Source organism: Catalinimonas locisalis (genome assembly GCF_038039535.1).
Taxonomy (GTDB): domain Bacteria; phylum Bacteroidota; class Bacteroidia; order Cytophagales; family Cyclobacteriaceae; genus Catalinimonas.
In genome coordinates, this window is the sequence record NZ_JBBPHP010000025.1 from 21,988 (window position 1) to 41,679 (window position 19,692).

Annotated in this window: 24 protein-coding genes; all 24 read right to left on the minus strand. The window is 42.6% G+C overall.

The annotated features are described in order from the left end of the window. Nucleotides 1-2 precede the first annotated feature (2 nt). Nucleotides 3-1,253, minus strand: a complete 1,251-nt coding sequence (locus tag WJR50_RS22835) for an ATP-binding protein (RefSeq protein WP_277483106.1) — start codon at nt 1,251-1,253, stop codon at nt 3-5. After that, entirely contained in the window at nt 1,250-1,927 is a 678-nt protein-coding gene (locus tag WJR50_RS22840; RefSeq protein ID WP_277483108.1) for a response regulator transcription factor, read from the minus strand. Before WJR50_RS22840 ends, WJR50_RS22835 begins: the two co-directional genes overlap by 4 nt. A gap of 151 nt (nt 1,928-2,078) precedes the next feature. Next, nucleotides 2,079-3,269, minus strand: coding sequence for a TolC family protein (locus WJR50_RS22845; RefSeq protein WP_341295633.1), 1,191 nt, complete (start codon nt 3,267-3,269; stop codon nt 2,079-2,081). A 17-nt stretch (nt 3,270-3,286) separates the two neighbouring features. Beyond that, nucleotides 3,287-6,373 carry an efflux RND transporter permease subunit gene (locus WJR50_RS22850; RefSeq protein ID WP_277483114.1) on the minus strand — a complete coding sequence of 1,029 codons (3,087 nt, stop codon included), beginning with the start codon at nt 6,371-6,373 and terminating at the stop codon, nt 3,287-3,289. Nucleotides 6,374-6,385: 12 nt separating this feature from the next. Continuing rightward, nucleotides 6,386-7,891: an efflux RND transporter periplasmic adaptor subunit gene (locus WJR50_RS22855; RefSeq protein WP_341295634.1), complete on the minus strand. Its 1,506-nt coding sequence runs from the start codon at nt 7,889-7,891 to the stop codon at nt 6,386-6,388. Nucleotides 7,892-7,915: 24 nt separating this feature from the next. Continuing rightward, nucleotides 7,916-8,140, minus strand: coding sequence for a hypothetical protein (locus tag WJR50_RS22860; protein ID WP_341295635.1), 225 nt, complete (start codon nt 8,138-8,140; stop codon nt 7,916-7,918). 83 nt (nt 8,141-8,223) lie between these two features. Continuing rightward, nucleotides 8,224-8,664, minus strand: coding sequence for a hypothetical protein (locus tag WJR50_RS22865; RefSeq protein WP_341295636.1), 441 nt, complete (start codon nt 8,662-8,664; stop codon nt 8,224-8,226). A 243-nt stretch (nt 8,665-8,907) separates the two neighbouring features. Next, the gene (locus WJR50_RS22870; protein WP_277483124.1) at nt 8,908-10,317 is read right to left on the minus strand and encodes a PQQ-dependent sugar dehydrogenase; all 1,410 of its coding nucleotides are present in this window, start codon (nt 10,315-10,317) and stop codon (nt 8,908-8,910) included. A 367-nt stretch (nt 10,318-10,684) separates the two neighbouring features. After that, a complete protein-coding gene (locus tag WJR50_RS22875; RefSeq protein ID WP_277483127.1) occupies nt 10,685-11,170 on the minus strand; it encodes a heavy-metal-associated domain-containing protein in 486 nt (161 codons plus the stop codon). Nucleotides 11,171-11,188: 18 nt separating this feature from the next. Further along, on the minus strand, nt 11,189-12,025 hold the full coding sequence (locus WJR50_RS22880; RefSeq protein WP_341295637.1) for a hypothetical protein: 837 nt from the start codon (nt 12,023-12,025) through the stop codon (nt 11,189-11,191). 10 nt (nt 12,026-12,035) lie between these two features. Beyond that, nucleotides 12,036-12,440: a hypothetical protein gene (locus WJR50_RS22885; protein ID WP_277483136.1), complete on the minus strand. Its 405-nt coding sequence runs from the start codon at nt 12,438-12,440 to the stop codon at nt 12,036-12,038. A 4-nt stretch (nt 12,441-12,444) separates the two neighbouring features. Continuing rightward, nucleotides 12,445-12,771: a four-helix bundle copper-binding protein gene (locus WJR50_RS34380; RefSeq protein WP_477099977.1), complete on the minus strand. Its 327-nt coding sequence runs from the start codon at nt 12,769-12,771 to the stop codon at nt 12,445-12,447. Nucleotides 12,772-12,851: 80 nt separating this feature from the next. Next, nucleotides 12,852-13,121, minus strand: a complete 270-nt coding sequence (locus WJR50_RS22890; protein ID WP_277483137.1) for a thioredoxin family protein — start codon at nt 13,119-13,121, stop codon at nt 12,852-12,854. Nucleotides 13,122-13,344: 223 nt separating this feature from the next. Beyond that, nucleotides 13,345-13,716, minus strand: coding sequence for a metal-sensitive transcriptional regulator (locus tag WJR50_RS22895; protein ID WP_277483141.1), 372 nt, complete (start codon nt 13,714-13,716; stop codon nt 13,345-13,347). A 77-nt stretch (nt 13,717-13,793) separates the two neighbouring features. After that, nucleotides 13,794-15,137: a dihydrolipoyl dehydrogenase family protein gene (locus tag WJR50_RS22900; protein WP_277483144.1), complete on the minus strand. Its 1,344-nt coding sequence runs from the start codon at nt 15,135-15,137 to the stop codon at nt 13,794-13,796. Next, nucleotides 15,134-15,355: a GDCCVxC domain-containing (seleno)protein gene (locus WJR50_RS22905; RefSeq protein WP_277483148.1), complete on the minus strand. Its 222-nt coding sequence runs from the start codon at nt 15,353-15,355 to the stop codon at nt 15,134-15,136. The genes WJR50_RS22900 and WJR50_RS22905 overlap by 4 nt, the downstream gene beginning before the upstream one ends. A gap of 1 nt (nt 15,356) precedes the next feature. Further along, a complete protein-coding gene (merTP, locus tag WJR50_RS22910) occupies nt 15,357-16,001 on the minus strand; it encodes a mercuric transport protein MerTP (RefSeq protein WP_277483149.1) in 645 nt (214 codons plus the stop codon). After that, entirely contained in the window at nt 15,998-16,372 is a 375-nt protein-coding gene (locus WJR50_RS22915; protein WP_277483150.1) for an ArsR/SmtB family transcription factor, read from the minus strand. The genes merTP and WJR50_RS22915 overlap by 4 nt, the downstream gene beginning before the upstream one ends. Before the next feature lie 73 nt (nt 16,373-16,445). Further along, nucleotides 16,446-16,664, minus strand: a complete 219-nt coding sequence (locus WJR50_RS22920; protein WP_338130122.1) for a YnfA family protein — start codon at nt 16,662-16,664, stop codon at nt 16,446-16,448. Nucleotides 16,665-17,095: 431 nt separating this feature from the next. Then, nucleotides 17,096-17,440 carry a SpoIIAA family protein gene (locus tag WJR50_RS22925; protein ID WP_277483155.1) on the minus strand — a complete coding sequence of 115 codons (345 nt, stop codon included), beginning with the start codon at nt 17,438-17,440 and terminating at the stop codon, nt 17,096-17,098. A gap of 30 nt (nt 17,441-17,470) precedes the next feature. Further along, nucleotides 17,471-17,644 (minus strand): hypothetical protein, encoded by a 174-nt coding sequence (locus tag WJR50_RS22930; RefSeq protein WP_277483157.1) that lies wholly within the window; start codon nt 17,642-17,644, stop codon nt 17,471-17,473. A 66-nt stretch (nt 17,645-17,710) separates the two neighbouring features. Next, nucleotides 17,711-18,346, minus strand: a complete 636-nt coding sequence (locus WJR50_RS22935) for a cation diffusion facilitator family transporter (RefSeq protein WP_341295638.1) — start codon at nt 18,344-18,346, stop codon at nt 17,711-17,713. A gap of 150 nt (nt 18,347-18,496) precedes the next feature. Beyond that, nucleotides 18,497-19,291 (minus strand): cation efflux transmembrane domain-containing protein, encoded by a 795-nt coding sequence (locus tag WJR50_RS22940; RefSeq protein WP_277483161.1) that lies wholly within the window; start codon nt 19,289-19,291, stop codon nt 18,497-18,499. A 5-nt stretch (nt 19,292-19,296) separates the two neighbouring features. Then, complete coding sequence (locus tag WJR50_RS22945; protein WP_277483163.1) at nt 19,297-19,677, minus strand: DUF3703 domain-containing protein; 381 nt, start codon at nt 19,675-19,677, stop codon at nt 19,297-19,299. Between the last annotated feature and the right edge of the window lie 15 nt (nt 19,678-19,692).

Below are 19,692 nucleotides of genomic sequence, written 5' to 3' on the forward strand. Positions count from 1 at the left end.
TTTCAAAAAAGAATATGAATGGTATGGGTTTGCTCCTTTTGTTGATAAGTGACTTTCCAGTGATAAGTCTCACAAATCTTTTGCACCAGTGAAAGCCCCAGGCCCGATGATTCATGACTGGGATTTTCTTTGACGAAACGCTCAAAAAGTTTTTCCGGTGGATTCGTCAAAGCCAGTCCGGTATTACTGAATTCTAGTCCTTGGTTATCCAGGTAAATATTGATCTCCCCTTCTGCTATATTATGTTTGATAGCGTTGCTCATCAGGTTATTGATGAGTATGCCTGCAAGGGCTGGATTTATAGGAAATGTCCGCGTATATTCCTCCGAAATAAACTTGATGCTCAGCTGTTTATCGGCAAGCATCTCCTTAAAGTCTTTCAGGGTGTTGCTGATGACCTCCTTTAAATTGATCTTTTCCAGATGCTTAAACTGCCGGTTTTCAATTTTAGAAAGCAACAGCAGGCTTTGGTTGATTTTAGAAATGCGGTGAAGCCCCTGGCTGATTTTAGTTACAATTTTAGCGGCTTTCTCCTGCTGAATCTCTTCCTGTAAAAGGTCCAGGTTACTTTTGATGACCGCCAGCGGTGTTTGTATTTCATGGGAGGCATTTTCAGTAAATTCTTTTAACCTCAAATAATCTCCGTGGATCTTATCAGTCATTTTTCTGATGGCTGCATTAAGCTCCTGAAACTCCTGGATATCGGATTGGGTCTCTTTAACGGCCTGGGGATTATCTAGTTCGTAGCTGCGCAAGAGTTGAATATTTTCATAAAAACCTGCCCAAAGTTTTCGTATCTGAAAGTAGTTCACCAGCAAAAGTGCCAAGACCATGAGCATAAACAACAATACCAGAGACACTGTGACTGCAAGCAGTAATTTATCAGATTCTATCAAAGACTCCCTAAAAGTGAGCTGAAAAGGCTGACCTTCAAAAGTTTCGTATACGGTGATCTGCCGATAGGGTATCCATTGCCCCCGGTAGTGGTCCCATAGTACGGTATCCTGGAATGTGCGGGTATCCTGATAAGTATCAACTTGTTTGATTTCAAACTCTACTTCAGCAATATTTTCCAGCGGTATATCTTGCGCTCTAAGTTCTTCTATCTTCTTTTCTATCTCAAAATCCAGGATTTCAGAGATTTCCTCCCTAATGGCTGCCTGTATCATAAAATAAAACATCAGGCCTGCTGTCAGAAATACAGGCGTAGCGAGCAGCAGATAATAGCGGTTGGCCTTAGAGAGCAGCTTCAATCTTTGACGAATTTATACCCCATTCCATAAACAGCATGAAGGTAGTGGTTCTGACTATACTGATTCAGCTTTTTCCTCAGGTTTTTGACTTGGGAATAGATGAAATCATAAGAATCGGCTACATCCATATGGTCACCCCATAAGTGTTCGGCAATAGCCTCTTTGGAAATGACCCGCTGCGCATTGGCCATAAAAAACTCTAACAGTAAATATTCTTTTGGCGTCAGGTCTACAGCATGGCCATTGACATAAACTTCTTTGCGCTCAGGGATAACCAGTATATCCTGAAAGTTAATTTCATTGTTGCCCTGAAAGTTTCGCCTTCTAATCAAAGATTTGATGCGGGCGTTTAATTCTGCCAGGTGAAAGGGTTTGGTTAAGTAATCATCAGCACCAATATCTAGTCCTGTGATTTTATCATCCAGGGAATGTTTTGCCGAAATGATGATGATCCCTGCCAACGAGTAAATTTTCTTTAGCGTGCGGATAATCTCCAATCCATTTCCACCCGGCAAAGTGATATCTACCAGAATACAATCATACTCGTACATATTGACTTTCTCCTCGGCGGCCTTATAATCACTTGCAATCTCACAGAGATATTTTTCCTTGCTAAGAAAACTAACAATCGCTTCTGATAGTGTAGAGTCATCTTCAATGAGTAGAACCTTCATAAACAAATATGATTCCTGTTAATATAGTAAGAAAGTGATTTGATCTTGTTGTTGATTTGATTTTCTTAAAACGATCGTGGCTGTTACACAAATAAAATTTCAGTTCGTATTTAATAATAGTCCATCAATAAGAGAACTCATTTACGTGAGTTCATAGCTGATACTTCAGCAATTCTGCCACAGCCTGCTGATACTCATTTTCCAGTCTCAGATACTTGTCTTCTGCTTCATAGAAATACATGATTTCCATAAAGAATTCTATGGATGAGATTTCTCCCAAGCGCAAAGCCTTTTCCAGCAATGCGGTATTGTTTAGTTCTGAAAGCAATCCCTCATATTCCTGCAAAGTGTTCTGTAAAGTCTGCTGTTTCTCATACAATCTGCGAATTGTATAGAGATGCTCAGTCCTTTCTCTTGCCACTGCCTGATTACTCCAATTGATTTGCGCTTGCGCTAGCTTAATTTTGTTTTTATCTTCCCAAAGTGGAATGGAAATGCCAGCCATAAAGCCATTGTATTGCTGACCTAAGATAGCCTGGTACCGATAACCTGCCTGAAAAGAAGGTAAAACTAATGCCCGGTTTACTGACAACTGTTCCTGACTGACCTCTTGCTGCTGCTCATAATAATTAAGTGTCGGATCATTGGCTTCGGTGAGAGGCTCCAGTACCTCAAACTCAGGAATGTTATCCATCTCAGGATAGTTATCGGCAGTAAACAACATTTCTTCCCCTCCATTCAGGGCTGTAAGCTTTTCTGTCATTTGCACAATCTGACTTTCCAATACTATGAGTTCATTATTCAAATTGAGCCTCAGCAATTTGGCTTTGTTGACTTCCAAGATATTGGCATTCCCTTGCGCTAATCTGCGCCCATAATCCCGTACCAATTGCTCAGCATTGCTAAGGCGTTGGTTAAATAGAGCCTGTTGTTTACGTGCATAAATTAACTCCAGGCAAAGCAGTTTGGCTTCCAAAAGCACTTGCTGACGCAATGAATCCAATACAAAAGAGAGTTGGTTGATCTGTGCTTCTGCTAAGTCTTTTTTTCTGAAATAAACAGAAGGAAAGTCAAAAGCCTGGGATACGGTCAAGTCTTTCTGCGTTCCTGCCTCAGCAGGTGTGCCGGGCAGGTATTCAAAAGCAAGCATTGGGTTGGGCAGGTAAATATCTGTCTTAAAGGACAAAGCCTGCGCTTCAACGTACTGTCTTCTGGCTTGTAGTGTAGGATTATTTTGCTCCACAGCACGTAATACTTCCTCCACGGTGTTTTGTGCCTCTACTTTCCGATTCAAGCCAAAGATTATAGTCAGCAGGATGATAAAAAAACAATATTTTTTCATAGCATAGGATGCGTTAATCATGCGTATTTTTTGCGGTAGAGCAGAAAGAACACTGCCGGAATGACGGCCAGGTTAAGCAGGGTAGCACTGAGTAAACCTCCCAATATCACCACTGCCATAGGGCTTTGTATTTCATTGCCTGCTTCTGCCCCGGATAAGGCCAGAGGAATCAGGGCCAGCCCCGTAGTAAAAGCAGTCATTAGAATGGGATTCAGCCTGTCCAGAGAACCTTCAATCAGGGTTTCATACAGGTTTTTTCCTTCAATGAGCAGACTTTGGTAATGCGAAATAAGCAATATGCCATTACGGGTGGCAATGCCAAACAAACTGATAAAACCAATGGTGGAAGCAATGGATACGATACCGGAAGTAAAAAAGACAATGATCACCCCACCAATGAGTGCTAGTGGCAGATTAAGCAGTACAATCCCGGATAACGTCAGATCATTAAACTCTAGATAGAGTAAGAGAAAGATAATGATCATAGCAGCAATAGAAGCCAGGAGAAGTAAACGGGAAGCATTGGCCTCACTTTCAAACTGTCCACCATATTCTATCCTGTATTCCTGAGGTAGTTCTACATTTTCAGCAATGCGCTGCTGAATCTCATTGACTACTCCTCTTAAATCTCTTCCTGAGACATTGGCGGATACTACCACTTTACGCTGTACATCTTCCCGGTTGACGTTATACGGACTACCGGCTACACTGACATCAGCTACATAATAGAGGGGTATTTTTTTACCTTCATAAGTATCCAGTGGGGCATTGCGGATACTTTCCAAATCACCACGGCTCTCCTCTTCATAGCGCAGGACCAGATCAAAGCTTTGCTGTCCTTCATACACTTGAGAAACTGTTTCTCCCGCAAAAGCCACGTCTACAAAGTCCATGAGTTCCTGCATACGGATACCATATTTGGCCAGCAGTGCACGTTTGGGTTTAATCCTGAGTTGAGGCACTTCTATCTGCTGCTCTACATTCAGGTCTACCAATCCTTCCACCCCTTCAATTTGCGTTTGAATTTCATTACCCAGGTTGAATAAGCGAGAAAGGTCAGGACCGAAGATTTTGATGGCGATATTGGCTCTTGTGCCGGAGAGCATATGGTCAATGCGGTGGGCAATAGGCTGGCCTATGGTAATATTAGCCCCCGGCACTACACTGAGCTTTTCCCTTAAGTCTGATAGAAAGGCTTCTTCTGAGCGATCCTGCAAAACAAAGGGTGCATCCACTTCAGAGGCATTGACCCCTTGCGCATGTTCATCCAGTTCTGCCCGGCCCGTACGGCGTGAAGTGACCTCAATCTCAGGCATGGAAAGCAGTATCTCTTCCACCAGTGTACCGGTTTTATCTGATTCTTCTAATGAAATTCCAGGAGGCGTCACTACGCTGATCACTAACGAGCCTTCGTTAAATTCAGGCAGGAAACTTCTGCCCAGCTGCGTCATCATCACCAGTGCTACTGCAAAAAGCACTAGCGTACCCGCCAGCACTGCTTTGGGCAATTTCAGTACGCGTTCCAGCACCCAGCGGTAACGGTGAGATAACCAGCGTTCTACTTTACTACCTTCCGCCTGTTTGAGGAGGCGGTCCCGATTCTTGAGCAGATAGCTGCTCAGTACCGGAGTAAGGGTTACGGCTACCAGCAAAGAAGTGAGTACGGCGGTGATAAAAGAGATTCCTAAAGGACGCAGCAGTCGCCCTTCCATACCGGAAAGGAAAAACAAAGGAATGAAGGCTACAATGATGATCAGCGTAGCGATCATGATGGAGTTTCTGATCTCTTTGGATGCCTGATAGACAATTTGTACGACTGGCATACGCTCAGCTTCAGACTTTCGGGCATTCTCCCGCAGTCGTTTATAGATATTCTCCACATCTATGATGGCGTCATCTACCAGCACCCCAATGGCAATGGCCATCCCTCCCAGACTCATGGTATTGATGGTCAATCCCAATAGCTTAAGTACAATGATGGTCACAAACAAAGAGAGCGGAATAGCCAGCAGAGAAATGATGGTAGTCCTAAAGTTGAGCAGAAACAGAAAGAGCACCAGCGTTACAAAAAAGGCTCCTTCCAGCAGGGTTCTTTGTAGATTGTCAATGGAAGCCTGGATGAAGTTGGCCTGCCGGAAGATGTGGGTATTGATGTTAACCCCTTCAGGAAGTTGCGTCTGCATATCCGCCAGTTCTGAGTCTATGCGCTCGGTGAGTTCCAGCGTATTGGTTTCAGGTTGTTTGAGCACGGTCAAAATCACCGCATCTTCTCCTTTCATGGAACCATCCCCGATCTTGGGAGCAGCGCCGATGGTGAGTTCAGCCACATCAGCGATGGTGACTGGCGTTTGGTCTACTACTTTGATGACAGATTGCCCCATCTCAGGAAGCGCAGTGGTTTTCCCTTCTCCACGGATGATGTATTGATTACCGTATTCATTCAAAAAGCCCCCGGAAGCATTCACATTGGCTCCGGCCACTGCTTCTTCCAGTTCTGAGAAAGTGACACCATAATACTTCATCCGTTCCGGTGAGGCCAGTACCTGATACTGCTTATAATCTCCTCCAATGACAACTACTTGAGAAACTCCACCTACCGATAACAAACGTTTCCGGATGGTCCAGTCAGAAAGGGTGCGCAGTTCCATGGGGGAAACTTCATCAGAACTCACACTAATAAGCATAATCTCTCCCATGATAGAAGATACCGGTGCCAGCACCGGACTTCCGATACCCGGGGGCAGGTTTTCTTCTACCTGAGTAAGCTTTTCGCTGACAATCTGCCTGGCTCGGTAGATTTCCGTTCCCCATTCAAATTCTGCCCATACGATGGAAATCCCCATCGCAGAAGAAGAGCGTATCCTGCGTACATTGGGAGCCCCATTGAGTGCAGATTCTATCTGATAACTCACCAAACGTTCCACTTCTTCAGTAGCCATACCATGTGCTTCGGTAAGCACGGTTACGGTGGGAGCAGTGAGGTCAGGAAAGACATCCACATCCATTTCAAGGGCAATGACCGTACCGGCTACAGAAACTGCCAGTGCCAGAAAAAGGACCAGCAGGCGGTTTTGTAAAGATGCATTGATAATTCTATTCAGCATAGCTGTTCTGCTTTAGTGGGAATGACCATGCGCCGGTACAGAAGAAGACATAGAAGCCATTTTGACCTGATAGGCCCCTTGTGTAACCACCATAGCCCCCGGAGCTATGCCTTTTAACACTTGTACCTGCAATCCATCATCAGCACCCAACCGAACTTCTCTTTTGGCAAAAGACTCACCGCTGATCTGTTCATAGACATAATAGGTGCCGTAGTCTTCCATCAGTGCTGATTTGGGGATGACCAGTACATTCTCCAGGGTTTGGGTTTTGAGGTAAAGCTCCAGAAATGAACCGGAAAGCAGATTTCCCTGATTATCAAGCTCAAAGTAGACTGGCAGATAATGCGCATCTCCTCCGGCACTCTTTCCATAGGATAGCAGCTTACCATTAAAGCTGTCCAGATCATGTACCTGCTCCTGATAAGAAGTCTTGAAATTGGCTGAACGTATCTGGGGAAGCTTCTGAAAGTACTTTTGGGATACTTCTCCTTTGATCATCAGCCGCTGATCTTGTGAAATAGTAGCCAATGGAGCACCACTGTTGACATAAGCTCCTTCTTCTACCAGTATGTTTTTGATAAACCCCCGGATAGGTGACTGTATCTGCTGTCCCTGAGCGCCGTAATTATTTGCCAGGTTATTATAATTGGCCTGGGCAACTTCAAAGTCGGCTTTGATCTCCTGGAAGTTTTTTCTTGAAATGATCTGATCTTCTACCAGTGCCTGTGCTCTTTCATAATCGGCCTGTGCCCGTTCAAATTCAGCCCTTGCCTGTTGCAGGCGGGTGCCAAGGTTGTTTTCGGTAAAACCCGCAGACTGAATATTGAAAATTCTTTCCCCATTTTGCACAGGCTTACCTACTACGATCTGAGAACCTGCAAAAGTAACATTACCGCTGGTCCGGGCATTAATCACTCTTTCTTCCCCTGGAACGGGCATGATCTGCCCGGAAGTTTTGATTACTTCATGGATGTCTCTTTTCTGGGCTTCCTGCACCTGAAAATTGACTTTCCAGGCTTGCTCTTTCAAGAAAGTGACTTCTCCTTCCTCCTGTTCGGGGGCATGCTCCACAGCCTCTTCGGTAGTGGCATATACTTCCAGTGAATCAATGATAATACGCTCCTGCATACCAGGCGCATTCAATTCAAAAATAAGCTGGGCTTGCCCTGCCTGTTTGGGCTGTAAGGCAGGGTTGAAGATCCCGGGTGAAGAAGGCGCATCTACCTTTTGACGTATGCCCTTATCTCCCTGCACCAGGCTCACTGATACAGAACCTTCTGTAAAAGGCTTATAATCTTCTAATCGGGTGAAATGCGCGGCAAAAGAGCTGAGCTGACCTACTATCAAAGGCGGGAATTCTACAAATAGCTCCAGGCTATCGGTCCATACGGTATAGGATAAAGCCTCAGCACCATGTTCGTGCCCACCCTCTCCATGCGTATGCTCCTCATCTGGACTAGTCTGGCAACCATAACCCAAAAGGGCTATGGTCACCAGTAAGCAAACTGGTTTATACATAAGAAATGTAATTTTTAGATGAGCTTAATGGTCATGATCCTCTCCGTCCTCGTGCATCTGTTCGTGATGCGTAGAGTCGGTTACACTGAATTCTTCCTGCTCATGATCTTCATGATCGGCATGGGTAGAACCATCTTCGTGAGTATGGGTGCCTTCATCATGGCTATGTCCATGATCATCAGTAGATGTACCAGTGCAGGCAGATAGGTATAGAATTGATAGTAAAGCGATATATAAGAAGCTTTTCATTTTCTTAAAAATTTGAATGTTAAAACAAGGGAATAGAAAAGACAGACCTTTACCTGTAATGTGATAAAGATCCCATGCAACATTTAAGAAAATGAAGGAGGGCCACGGCGGGAAGTAGTGTTGAGATATAAAAGTTGAAGTGCTTTATGGTGTTGCCATTCGGGAGGCTTGGGAATCTTGAATAAAAGAAAGAGGCTCCAGGCAATGCTATAGAGCAGGAATAACAGGACCGCTACCAGAGGAACAAACAAGCTTTTGTTACTGGTAAAGTCGGTAAAATGGTTCACTCCCATATTGGCATGCGCCAGTAAGCTGGTTAGACCCAGAAGCGAATCTGTATCTTCTGAAGAATTATTCTCTGAACTTTCGCCGTGATGATGATGTGATCCATCACTATGATGATGCGTTACGGAATGATCCACCTCTTCTGCTTCAATATGTACATGAGGTATAGCATTATGCAACAATACACCTGCATAAAGAATAAGCATCAAAGTACTTGCTATGGTAGATCGCCAGTTCATTAAGCCAAAGATAAAATAATTTTCCTGACTTAAGGACATTTCATGCTCTTCTTTCTCTTACAGTAAAAGCTAACTGATATGGATAAATTTGATTTGGGAGCTTAAGTAAGAAAAGTATATTAATTTTTATCGTACAGCAAAGAGGCCAAAGACCACAAAAGCTGACAGCCCAAATGATCAGTATGATTACTTTCCATTAATGACTAAGGCTATCAGCACGCTGAGGGCTGGAAGAACCTGGCCTTATTTATCTTTTTCAACCATCATATATACCTTACCTGAATGGCCGCTTGGACCTTCCGTATCAGAAGTTAATATGTAGACTTCCCCTTTGGAATTTTGTCCAAAGCCTAACAAGTAAGAGTTCAAATCACCAGTGGGTGTGTTAGTAAATTCTATCTGATGGAAATCCCATAGCCCTGCACTCCCTTTGGGTTTTGCTATGAACACCAATCCATTAGGTGCTTCATGAGTGGCACTCCAGGTACCAAAAATATACTGGCCGTTCCATTTTGGTAATTCATCTCCCCTGTAAACATATCCCGCCACTACCACAAGACCTAAACCACCAGGTTGTTTAGAATTTTTAAATTCAATGACAGGATCAATCAGCGGATCTCCTTCCGGATCGGTATCCGGGCAATCAGCAGGAACATGTTCAGGGTTTTCTGCATCAAAGCAGTGGGAGCCTTCTTTTACATTCCAACCATAGTTGCCTCCTTTTCTTACAATGCTTACTTCCTCCCATAGTTCCTGCCCTGCATCACCTGCAAATAGTTGGTGGCGGCCTTCCATGTCAAAGGAAAAGCGATACGGATTCCGGAAGCCATAGGCATAAATCTCATCCAGTCCTTCCTTATCTACAAAAGGATTATCAGCCGGTATGCCATAAGGATCACCACCATCCACATCAATCCTCAGGATATTACCCAGCAGGTTTTCTGTGATATCCTGTCCATTACCACCAGCATTATCTTCGTACCAGTCATCTACATGGCCCATGCCCTCATCATCCCGATTGCCACCATCGCCTACAGAGATGTAGAGATAGCCATCCATAGGCCCGAAGACCAGTGTGCCGGCGTTATGATTTGAGTAAGGGAAGTCAAAATGTAAGAGGGTCTTCTCCGAATTAGGATCAGCCATCAAAGGTGCTGCCGAGGCGGTGAACTCAGATACATAATTGGTATGGTCCCAATCATCAGGAGCCTCTGCCCGCAGCGGTGCGCTGTAGTAAACATATAATTTACCGTTGCTGAGATGGTCGGGATGCAGGGCTAATCCCAGCAGCCCTCTCTCATCGTAATGCTCATTGAGCTCTACTAATTTGTCGCGGATATCTAAGAAAGGCTCTTCCCGGAGTGTCCCATCCGGCATCACTACCCGAATCAGGCCAATTTGATCCACAACAAGTAATCTTCCGCTGCCATCAGGTACCTCAGTGACCATAACTGGCGCGGTGAGTCCTTCAGCAACCAGTTCAAGAGCTGGTTTTTTTGCCTTGTCTTTTTTGTCATCCAGCACATCTTCCAAGTCATCTATAAAGCGACAGCCTGATATACAAGCAAAGACAGCAAAAATGACAAATAGTTTGGTAGCTGTTGATCGATAAGTAATAGCCCCGGGTTCGTTGTTTAGTGCATAGTTCCTCATGATTATTCATTTTATAGTGAAAAAGTATTTAAAAGCACAAAAAGAGTTTGTACTTTTCTATTATTTAATTATAAAAAAATGTTCTTCATTCGAAGTGGAACCAGGCTATTGGAAGGCTTATATTACTGAAAGAACCTAAGTATGAATTGTGAAGAGTTCTATCAATTTTAGCCTTAGCTTAAGAATTATTGCTAACAAAGTTACTAATTAAATGCAGCAAATGAATGAGCATATCTTTACCTATTGCATAAGTAAGCTTGCTTATTATGCCCTAAAACAAAGGAGCGATAAACACATATTAAGCTTTTAAATCCGTATTGGAAATTTTTACTTTTATTCACAGTCTTGGTAACAAGTCATCATCACTCTAATAGATTTCTGTTACCTCAATTTTCCATAAATTTTCCACATTGTCTTCTTCTTCATCGTGAACTAATCCTTTTAGCTTTACCGTTCCAGGTTTCATAGCTGTAGTAATCCTGCCCTCAGTATCTGAATCTATCTGAAAGGTCTCGTTGTTTACATTGACCTGCCAGTGATTTCCTTTTTGCTGTAACTCGCCTTGCAAAATTACTTCCGCACTTTTGGCTGAAAATCCATTATTCTTCACTTCTTTCTGGATTTTTTGCAAGGTAAGTTCATTGTCGGTAGCAAGCGTAAGATAAGCTTTGCCGTCATTGAGGCTTACTTTTACACTTTCCAGCCCATCCATTTTCTTGAGCCCACGCTCCAGACCATAGGCACACGGAGCACAGTCCATTCCAAATACCTCCTGATCTACTTTGATCAACTGAGCCATTGAACTACTGAAGCTGAAAATGGTTAATGCTACTATTATTCCTATCTTTTTCATATTTTTGTTTATTTAATGTTATAACCAATAACTGATATTCATTGAAAGTCTGTATCGCTCTTTGGGGCTTTGCACTACATCCTGATAGACCGGAAATAAAGCTCCGAAGGATATACCCCAGGCTCCATAAAGCCCGAGGAATGAAGGCCCAATCATTACTTTTTTCCCTCTTTGGTCAACGGGAGTAAGCTGACCTTCAAGGGTATTAGCTCCCGGAAACTCCGCTAGTGATTCAACAAACATTCTCCAGTCCGGCTTTGGATAATCACCCATAAATATATTCGGCCGATAACCGACTACCAGACTTGCATAAGGAAGGTCACCCAACTGATCATTAGACTCTTTGAAGTAATACTGATAACCACCGCCTATCCAGGCGTACCAGATACGGGAAGCATAGCCGGTAGAGATCGCTCCGTAAATGGAGTTGCTTACATTGATCTCTCCTCGGGTTTTCTCCGTTGGTGCCGAAACACTTAAAATGGCGGTGGATTCAAAGCGTTTGCCAACGCCAAATGCATTAGAAAAGAAACGATACCAGACAGATGCTTCTATGTCCCCATTCGCTGGCATATTGCTGTTACCTCTTGTTCTGGGGGCTTCAGACAGTCTGTTGATCATGGTGGGTGTTGTAATGTTGAGTTGCAGATCTTCAGTCACCCCATACGACCAGATGTATCTAAGCATAAAGGATTGATCATCTTCGGTGGCTAAGCTCATGGCTGCTGCATTAAAATCTACCCCTCCTTTCACCAATGTGGGGGTTTGTAAACCATAAAGCGGTCCGTGTCCCTGAGCTTTTACCTGAGAAATGACTATAATTGTTAGTAATGTTATAAAGATTGTTCTTTTCATCGTATGCATTTCACATTCCTAAAAGTTGTTGAAGCGGAAGCAATAGATAAGCAGAGAATAATCCGAGTATGTATAGCCCAAATGAAACCCAAAGAATCACTTTGCTCCATCGGGCGGCTGTATCACATGGTGTTTCATTGCCATATTCGTCAATTTTACATACCTGATTATTCTTACGTCCATAAAACAGCCAAAAGTTAAATCCGATCAATATTCCGGCTCCTAGAAAAGTCCATTCCTTGTACTTGCTCAGCCAAATCAATGCCGGAAAGTCCGAAACTAATCCTGCCACTACCGCTCCCATACCAACAGCCACCAGTAATGATGGAAGGGCACAGCACAGCAAGGTAGATACTGATGTAAATAAGGAAGCTATGCTGACGAAATCCTGCTTTAATGATTTTAAGACTTCCATAAGATTATGCCGCCATTTTAGCACAACTTTCTGCGCAGGCTGCACATTTTTCTGCACACTGCTTGCACACTTCACTGTCAAATTTGCCGCACTCTTCTGCACACGCCTTGCAAAGATCCGCGCAAATAGCACATACCCTGCGGGCGTAATCGGACTGGGAGGCCAACATCTGTGTACATGCCGTACAAAGGGCAATACAATCCAGGCAAAGCTGGTGGCACTTTTTCATGTCCGGCTCGCCTAAGTGCTGATCCAGACAGATGCGTGCTGCGGTGATACATTCGTTACAATTGTCAATGCATTGTTGTAAATCATTACTCAATGGTTTCATAATTTTTGTGATTTAAATGAATTCCCTTGCCTGCACGGCAGCAAGGGGAAAATATAATGTAAGCCGTGCCTTACTTGTTTTTACCCTTGTCCTATACCCGCTTTGATCAGCTCTTCTTTAGAAATCCCCTGATTTTCACAGCAGGATAAAAGTGAGCCATTCACAGCAATAGCAGGTACTTTTTTGATTCCATATTCTTCCAGCTTGCTCAGACAGGTTTTGTCCTCACACTGTTTTACCAAATCATAAATTGTGATCTCACATTGCTCACATGCCAAATCTTTCACTATTTGAACTACCGGATCGCAAACAGGGCAGTTTGCTGTAAATATTTCTACTTGTCTTTTCATCTTTACCTCCTTTTAAAATGTACAGTTTTATATGTTTGAGGGTCTCTCTGGATAAGAACAATTCAAAGGTAAGTTCAGGGAGGGGGTGGTAGCCAAGTGAATAAGGCTAGAAAATTTGATTTATTTTTTTTGTAAGGATAAAGGTTAGTATAGGAAGCACGGAAATGGCTAAAAATGGAGAAAGATCGATATTTGTGAAGGGTTCATGAATAAGAAAACTGAATTATTCCTTCTCTTGGCCATTATCTGAGCCTATGCGCTGTTTTAATTTAGCAATCTCATTCATCATAGTGGTAAGATTGTCCAATTCTAGATTAGGAAATTGTTGACGGATAAATTCTATACGGTCTTCATTACCACAATTGCCCGGACAGGCTTCTACGGTTTCGGATATTTTAATGGCTAATGCTTTGCGGTAGGCTTCATCCAGTAATAAATAATGGGCTTTGTCCAACCCTTTTTGGGCTGCTTTGAACTGTATCAAAATTTTTTCCGGATCTTTTCCTTCATCCAGCATTTTTATCAGACCATCTACCTGGCCTTTGATACTTTGCAGGCGGGTTTTTATATCCTTTGTTAGGTCTTTGGGTATCATAATACTTCGCTTTTTGTTAAAGGTACGTTTCCTTCCGGGGTGGTAAACAACAAATTTTGTGGTTTTTCTAATTTCAATTAAACCATTGACCCGATATCCGATCCCATGGAGGGATAGGAATAAACCATGTTTCGTATATCAGATACTTTAAGTTTTCCACGAATGGCCATCGCAAAAAGGTTGATCATTTCCTCTGCATGAGGCCCGATGATGTGTGCTCCTAAAATGTATCCTTCTTTGTCAGAAATGACTTTATAAGCATAGGTTGATTCATTGATCCGTTTGGCATTGTACCACTTTGATGCAGAGCCGCCTTTTACCTGATATTCAACGCCTGACTCTTTTGCCTGTTCTTCCGTCATGCCAACCGCAGCAAGTGTGGGTAAGGTAAAGACTGCGCTCGGCATTTCCGTATAGTCAGGCTTTTTGGAATTTCCCCGGATAATATTGGCTGCCACTGCATGACCTTCCAATACGGCCACTGGGGTTAGATTAAGCCCCTTGCTAGCAGCCGCATCACCTGCTGCGTACACCCGCTCATTTATTACACTTTGTAGGTATTCATTTACTTCAATTCCTTTCTTTCCGTAGGAAATATTAGCTTTTTCCAGATTAAGGCTATCCAGTTCCGGTACTCTACCGGCTGCATTCACTACCAAATCCGTTTGTATGGTTTTTTCACCATCTTTTGCTTGAGCCTTTACCGTATACCCTTTATCTACTTTTTCAATGGCTACCACTTCTGACTCTAGATGCAAGGCAATCCCCAATTCTTCGGTAGCTTTCACAAGGTGTTTCACAATATCGGGTTCAAAGTTTTCCAAAGGCAGCTTCCCTCTATGCAGGATAGTAACCTTGCTACCTGCTCTGGCAGCCAGATGGGCAAATTCCATAGCTATATATCCACCTCCGATAAACGTAATATATTTGGGAAGTCGTTCTAAATCTAAAAAGCAAGTGCTGTCTATCGAAAGATCACCTCCGGGAATGCCTGGTATTGCAGGTCTTGCTCCCGTTGCAATGACTATTTTCTCAGCTTGAAGCAAATCTTCCCCGATGCGTACCGTGTTTTCCGACTCAAAGCTGGCTGATCCATGATACATTTCTACACCCGCTTTTTCATAGCCCTTCTCCACGCCTTTAGGCATTTTGGAGACAAACTCATTTTTGTAAGCTATCAAATCCTTCCAATTGATGGAGATATCCCCTTCAATACCGATTCCTTTCATTTTATTGGCCCGGTCAATGATCTCAGCAGTTCCTACCAATATTTTCTTGGGGTCACAGCCACGCAAAGCACAGGTGCCTCCATAAGGGCGGGAATCGGTTATGGCAGTTTTTAGTCCTTTTTTGGCGCATTTATTGGCAATGGTCATCCCCGCCATGCCTGATCCGATTATTATTACATCGTATTTTTTCATCCGCAACAATTGTTTTTACTGCCTTCCTGAATAGGTGGGCAAGCGATTGTACCATAGGAACAGTAAACACAGCAATCTCCATCTTCAGGCCTGATTACTTCTTTACAATTTTCACATTCGTAGAAATACTGACATGCATCTGTGGGCATGGTTTCCTCTTTCTCGTGTCCACAGTAGGGACAGGTAATAATGGATTGTAAAATGATTTCTTTCTCCATGCTAATTCTCGTTAGGTTTGTCAACTACTTTGTATCCGGTCTTATTAATTGCTTCTACAATCTGTTCCTCTTTTACTTTTTCAGGGTCATACTTAACTACTGCATTCTCATTTTCATAAGAGGCTTTTACTTCCTGAACTCCTTCTAATTTGCCAACCTCATTGTTGACATGAGACTCGCATCCCGAGCAAGTCATTCCTTTTATCTTGAAAGCTGCTTGTTTGACATCTGACGGCTGTTCGTCAACTACTGAACTTGAACTATCCGAATCAGGATAAAAAATTTGTGAGTAACTAGGAAAGGCGAGCATTAACCCTACAAAAACGGTGACAATGCCAAGAAATCTCTTTGATTGCCAAAATGAAGGTTTCTCATCTTCCTCACAGGCACATTCAATGCCTTCTTTTGTCCATGGTTTTAATTTCTGATACCAGGCAAAAGCCAAAACCCCAATTGTCAGTGCTATTAAATAGGGTCTGAATGGCTCCATCCATGAAAAGGTGGCGGCAATACCGCTGATACCTGCTAGCAATGAAAAAACAGGAGTAATGCAACATAATGAAGCTATAATTGCTGCGAATAATCCAGCACCAGCGCTTTTAGTTGATAAATCTGTCTGTTTGGAATGTTGGTTACTTGTATTCATGATGCAGTAGATTTTTGTTCACTTAGAGCAAGACTTTTTAAAATTGGGTTGATTACCTTCAGGTTTTCTTCATGAAGTGAATAGAAAACCGTTTGCCCCACCTTCTCACTGGTTACAAGACCTCCTTCTCTCAATTTCTTTAAATGTTGGGAAATGGCAGGCACGGTCATTTCCAAAATGTCACTCAGGTCACAGGGACATAGCTTTAATTCCCTGCTGAGTAGGTAAAGGATTTTAAGCCTGACCTCATTGCCCGATAAGCTCAAGGCATTGGCAACACTTGCGATTGATGGCTTCACACGGTCTATTTCGATTTTACATTGCTGGATCTGCTCAACATCTGCAAAAACACGAATACACGATTTACTCATATCTCTTAATATTTAAGCAACTACTTAAATAACGAAGATAAGAGATTAAAGTTTAAGCAAATGCTTAAATACTTTAATGCGCTCTCGGTGCGTACATAATGATTAACATACCAAGAAGGGCGATTATCCCACCAATAATGTCATACCGATCCGGAATAATACCATCTACTTTCCATCCCCACAGTATGGCCATGATTATGAAGATTCCACCATAAGCCGCATAAACACGGCCGAAATTAGCAGGTTGCCAGGTAGCAACTACACCATAACCAATGAGGATTAGGCTTCCAATAGCACCAACCCACCACGATTTGTTTTCCCTTAAGGCAGATCAAATAGCCCCCGCCTATCTCACAAAGTCCTGCCAGAATAAATAAGAAAATAGACTTTAAGATTGCAATCATAAAGAAATATAGTAACCTGAACTTAAAAACAAAAAGTGTAAGAAGCGTAAAAATATCCTAGCGGGCTTTCCTAAAAGCCTCGTATAAGCATCTAGCAATACACTTTCTTCCACGACTTTGGAGGCTTTCTCCACATTGTATGAGAGTTTGCGATGGTAGAGCTTGTGGGTATGCCCAAATAGAGTGATGGATTTTGAGTTTGGTGGTGATACCTTGTGAGTATCAATTGCTAGTAGCGAGAAAGTGAAGCATAATTCAAGTCAAGCCGAAGGATTGCTTTGGCCTGACTCTTTTCTAAAACCTCCTCCTATATTATTTTCTACTGCCCAATCCATTCCTTTGCTTCTTCTTTTTCTTCCAGATCAAAGTAACGGATCTCTGCATCGGTAAACGGTTTCATGAATTGAGTGATCCAATCCTGCCATTTCTTTTCGCCTACCATTGCAATTTTTTCATAATCACTGGCATGGGACATATCCATTTTTAAATCCTTCCAGAACGCATTGAATTTCCATCCGGAAAAATTCTCCATCTCAAAGTACCACCGTACTTTTTGTTCACGATTCACAATATTATGAATCAGCGGATGTATTTTCTGGATATCCGTTTTTGTCAGGTTATCCTCAGCCCTGGTGGCTATTATATTGTTTTTTGGTGAATTCAAGTATCTGTAGCATAGTGGTCAATAGTTAAGTTATAATTTTCTTTTTTTCATTTCAGCTTTCGCAATTGCCCGGTCTATGGCTTCTGCCTTTGTGCATTTATCATGGACGTAGAATTCTTCGGCATATTTTAAAGCCAGCTTCCTGATATCCTCATCCAATGCATTGAGACGGTGCTTATAGTCGTTGAATAAGTGCTCTGTCATTTTTATTACTTCAAATTTAAAATGCCCGACTTGCTACTCTATTGTCTTGCTTTACCGCAAACTTTCTTATTTGCTTGGATCATATGAAATCTTTCTTCCATTCTGGAAAGCTTCCCATCCTTCTTTAAGAGCATAGGGTACAATTAGAAAGGCCGCAACGGGATCGGCCCACCACCAATCTAAATAGCGAACAACAAGCAAACCACTCAATACCGCAATGGTTTGATAAAGGCATACAAAGGTATCCTTGGAATCTGCAATAAGCTCTTTGCTATCCAGCTTTTTGCCATAGCGGTATTTGTACCAAATGAGAATAGGATTTACTACAAGGGAAATGACAAGTATAATTACTCCTGTTGTACTCCATGAAGGAGTTTTCTGAGCTAATAGCTTTGAAATAGAATCGTAGGTAATAAACAAACTCACCAGTAAAAAGGAAGAGGCAATAACAAAAAAGGTTATCTTTTCCCGCTTCCGCACCTGTTGTTCCTTAATGTCTTTTATTTCTCCGTGCAAGCGCCACCACAATGTACTTGCCGATACCACTTCAATTACACTGTCTAATCCCCAACCGATTAAAGCAGCACTGCCAGAAGTGAAACCTGCGATCAGAGATACTATTACTTCAATCGTATCATAAATGATATTGTAAACCTGAACTTTACGAGCTTTTTTGAGGTATTTTTCCCTTTGCTTCTCCATATACATTTAGTTGATATTATTTCATTTTCTTATTTTTCCAGAATTTATCAAAACACCGAATCTCAGTATCGCTCATAAAGTCTTGCCATCTTTTTCGCCAACAATAGCAGCTTCTTTAAGGTAAAGTTTTCCTTTAACAGGCATGCATTTTCATTTAGCTAATTTCAAAATCCTTACTGCCCCCCTCATCACAAAGGCGAAAACTATCCCACCAATCGCCAGATCAGGCCATTTACTTTCCAGAAAATAAACCAACACACCGGCCAGGATCACTCCGCCATTAACAATAATATCATTAGAGGTAAAAATGGCGCTGGCCTGCATATGCGCTTCATCGCTTTTGGCTTTATTGATCAGCCAGAGTGAAACCAGGTTGCCGATGAGGGCCAGTACTGATATGATGATCATCCACTGAAACAGAGGTGTTTCGCTTTCGCTGAAAAACCTGCGCAATACTTCTGAAAAGCCTAATAGTGCCAGACCCATTTGAAAATACCCACTGATTTTGGCTACTTTTTTCTTGCGAGACATAGCTGCACCTACAGCAAATAAGCTCAGGCCGTAGACGATGGAATCCGCTAGCATATCCAGAGAGTCGGCTATTAAGCCCATAGAACGGGAAATCCATCCGGTAGTCATCTCTACAACAAAGAACCCGAAATTGATGCCCAGTACCCACCACAGGATTTTGCGCTGGTGAGAATCGTCAGCAGCTAATGGCAACTCAGCTTCATCTTCTGTGTTTTCCAGCCGGTCGTTGAGTTTGAGTTCGCTAATGGCCTGATGGATCTTGTCTACTTCTTCCGTGTGATATACCTCCAGTTTACGGTTTGAGATATCAAAAGAAAGCTGCTTTACCTCTTTATAAGGTTCCAGCTTCATACGGATCATCTGCTCCTCTGAGGGGCAGTCCATTTTGCTGATATGGAATGTGGTTTTTTTCATTCTATTTATGCGAGCGGCTTTACACCGGATCTTTTAAAAATATCCATAATTTCATCGGGAATCGTCATTGGCTTAAGAGGCGGAACATTCGCCCCTCCGGTATTGCCAACCGGAATATGACCCACAAATGATTTTACACCTCCAACTAAAAGCCGAGGAATCTGTCCAATAATTTCTTTGGTGTTCTTAATATGGATTCCAAACAGGAGCATTTTCCAGTGAACATAACTGTGGTGCCAGGGATAAGTCTGGCCTAAAATGTGCGCCCTTTCCAGATGATACCATGCAGTACGTAGATCGTTTTGATTTTTATAAAACCTATACTGATTCAGCTCTTCTTCAAAGTAGGGTTTGAGCGAATTGGGCATTCTTGTATTTAGTTTCATCCTTTTAATTTTTAT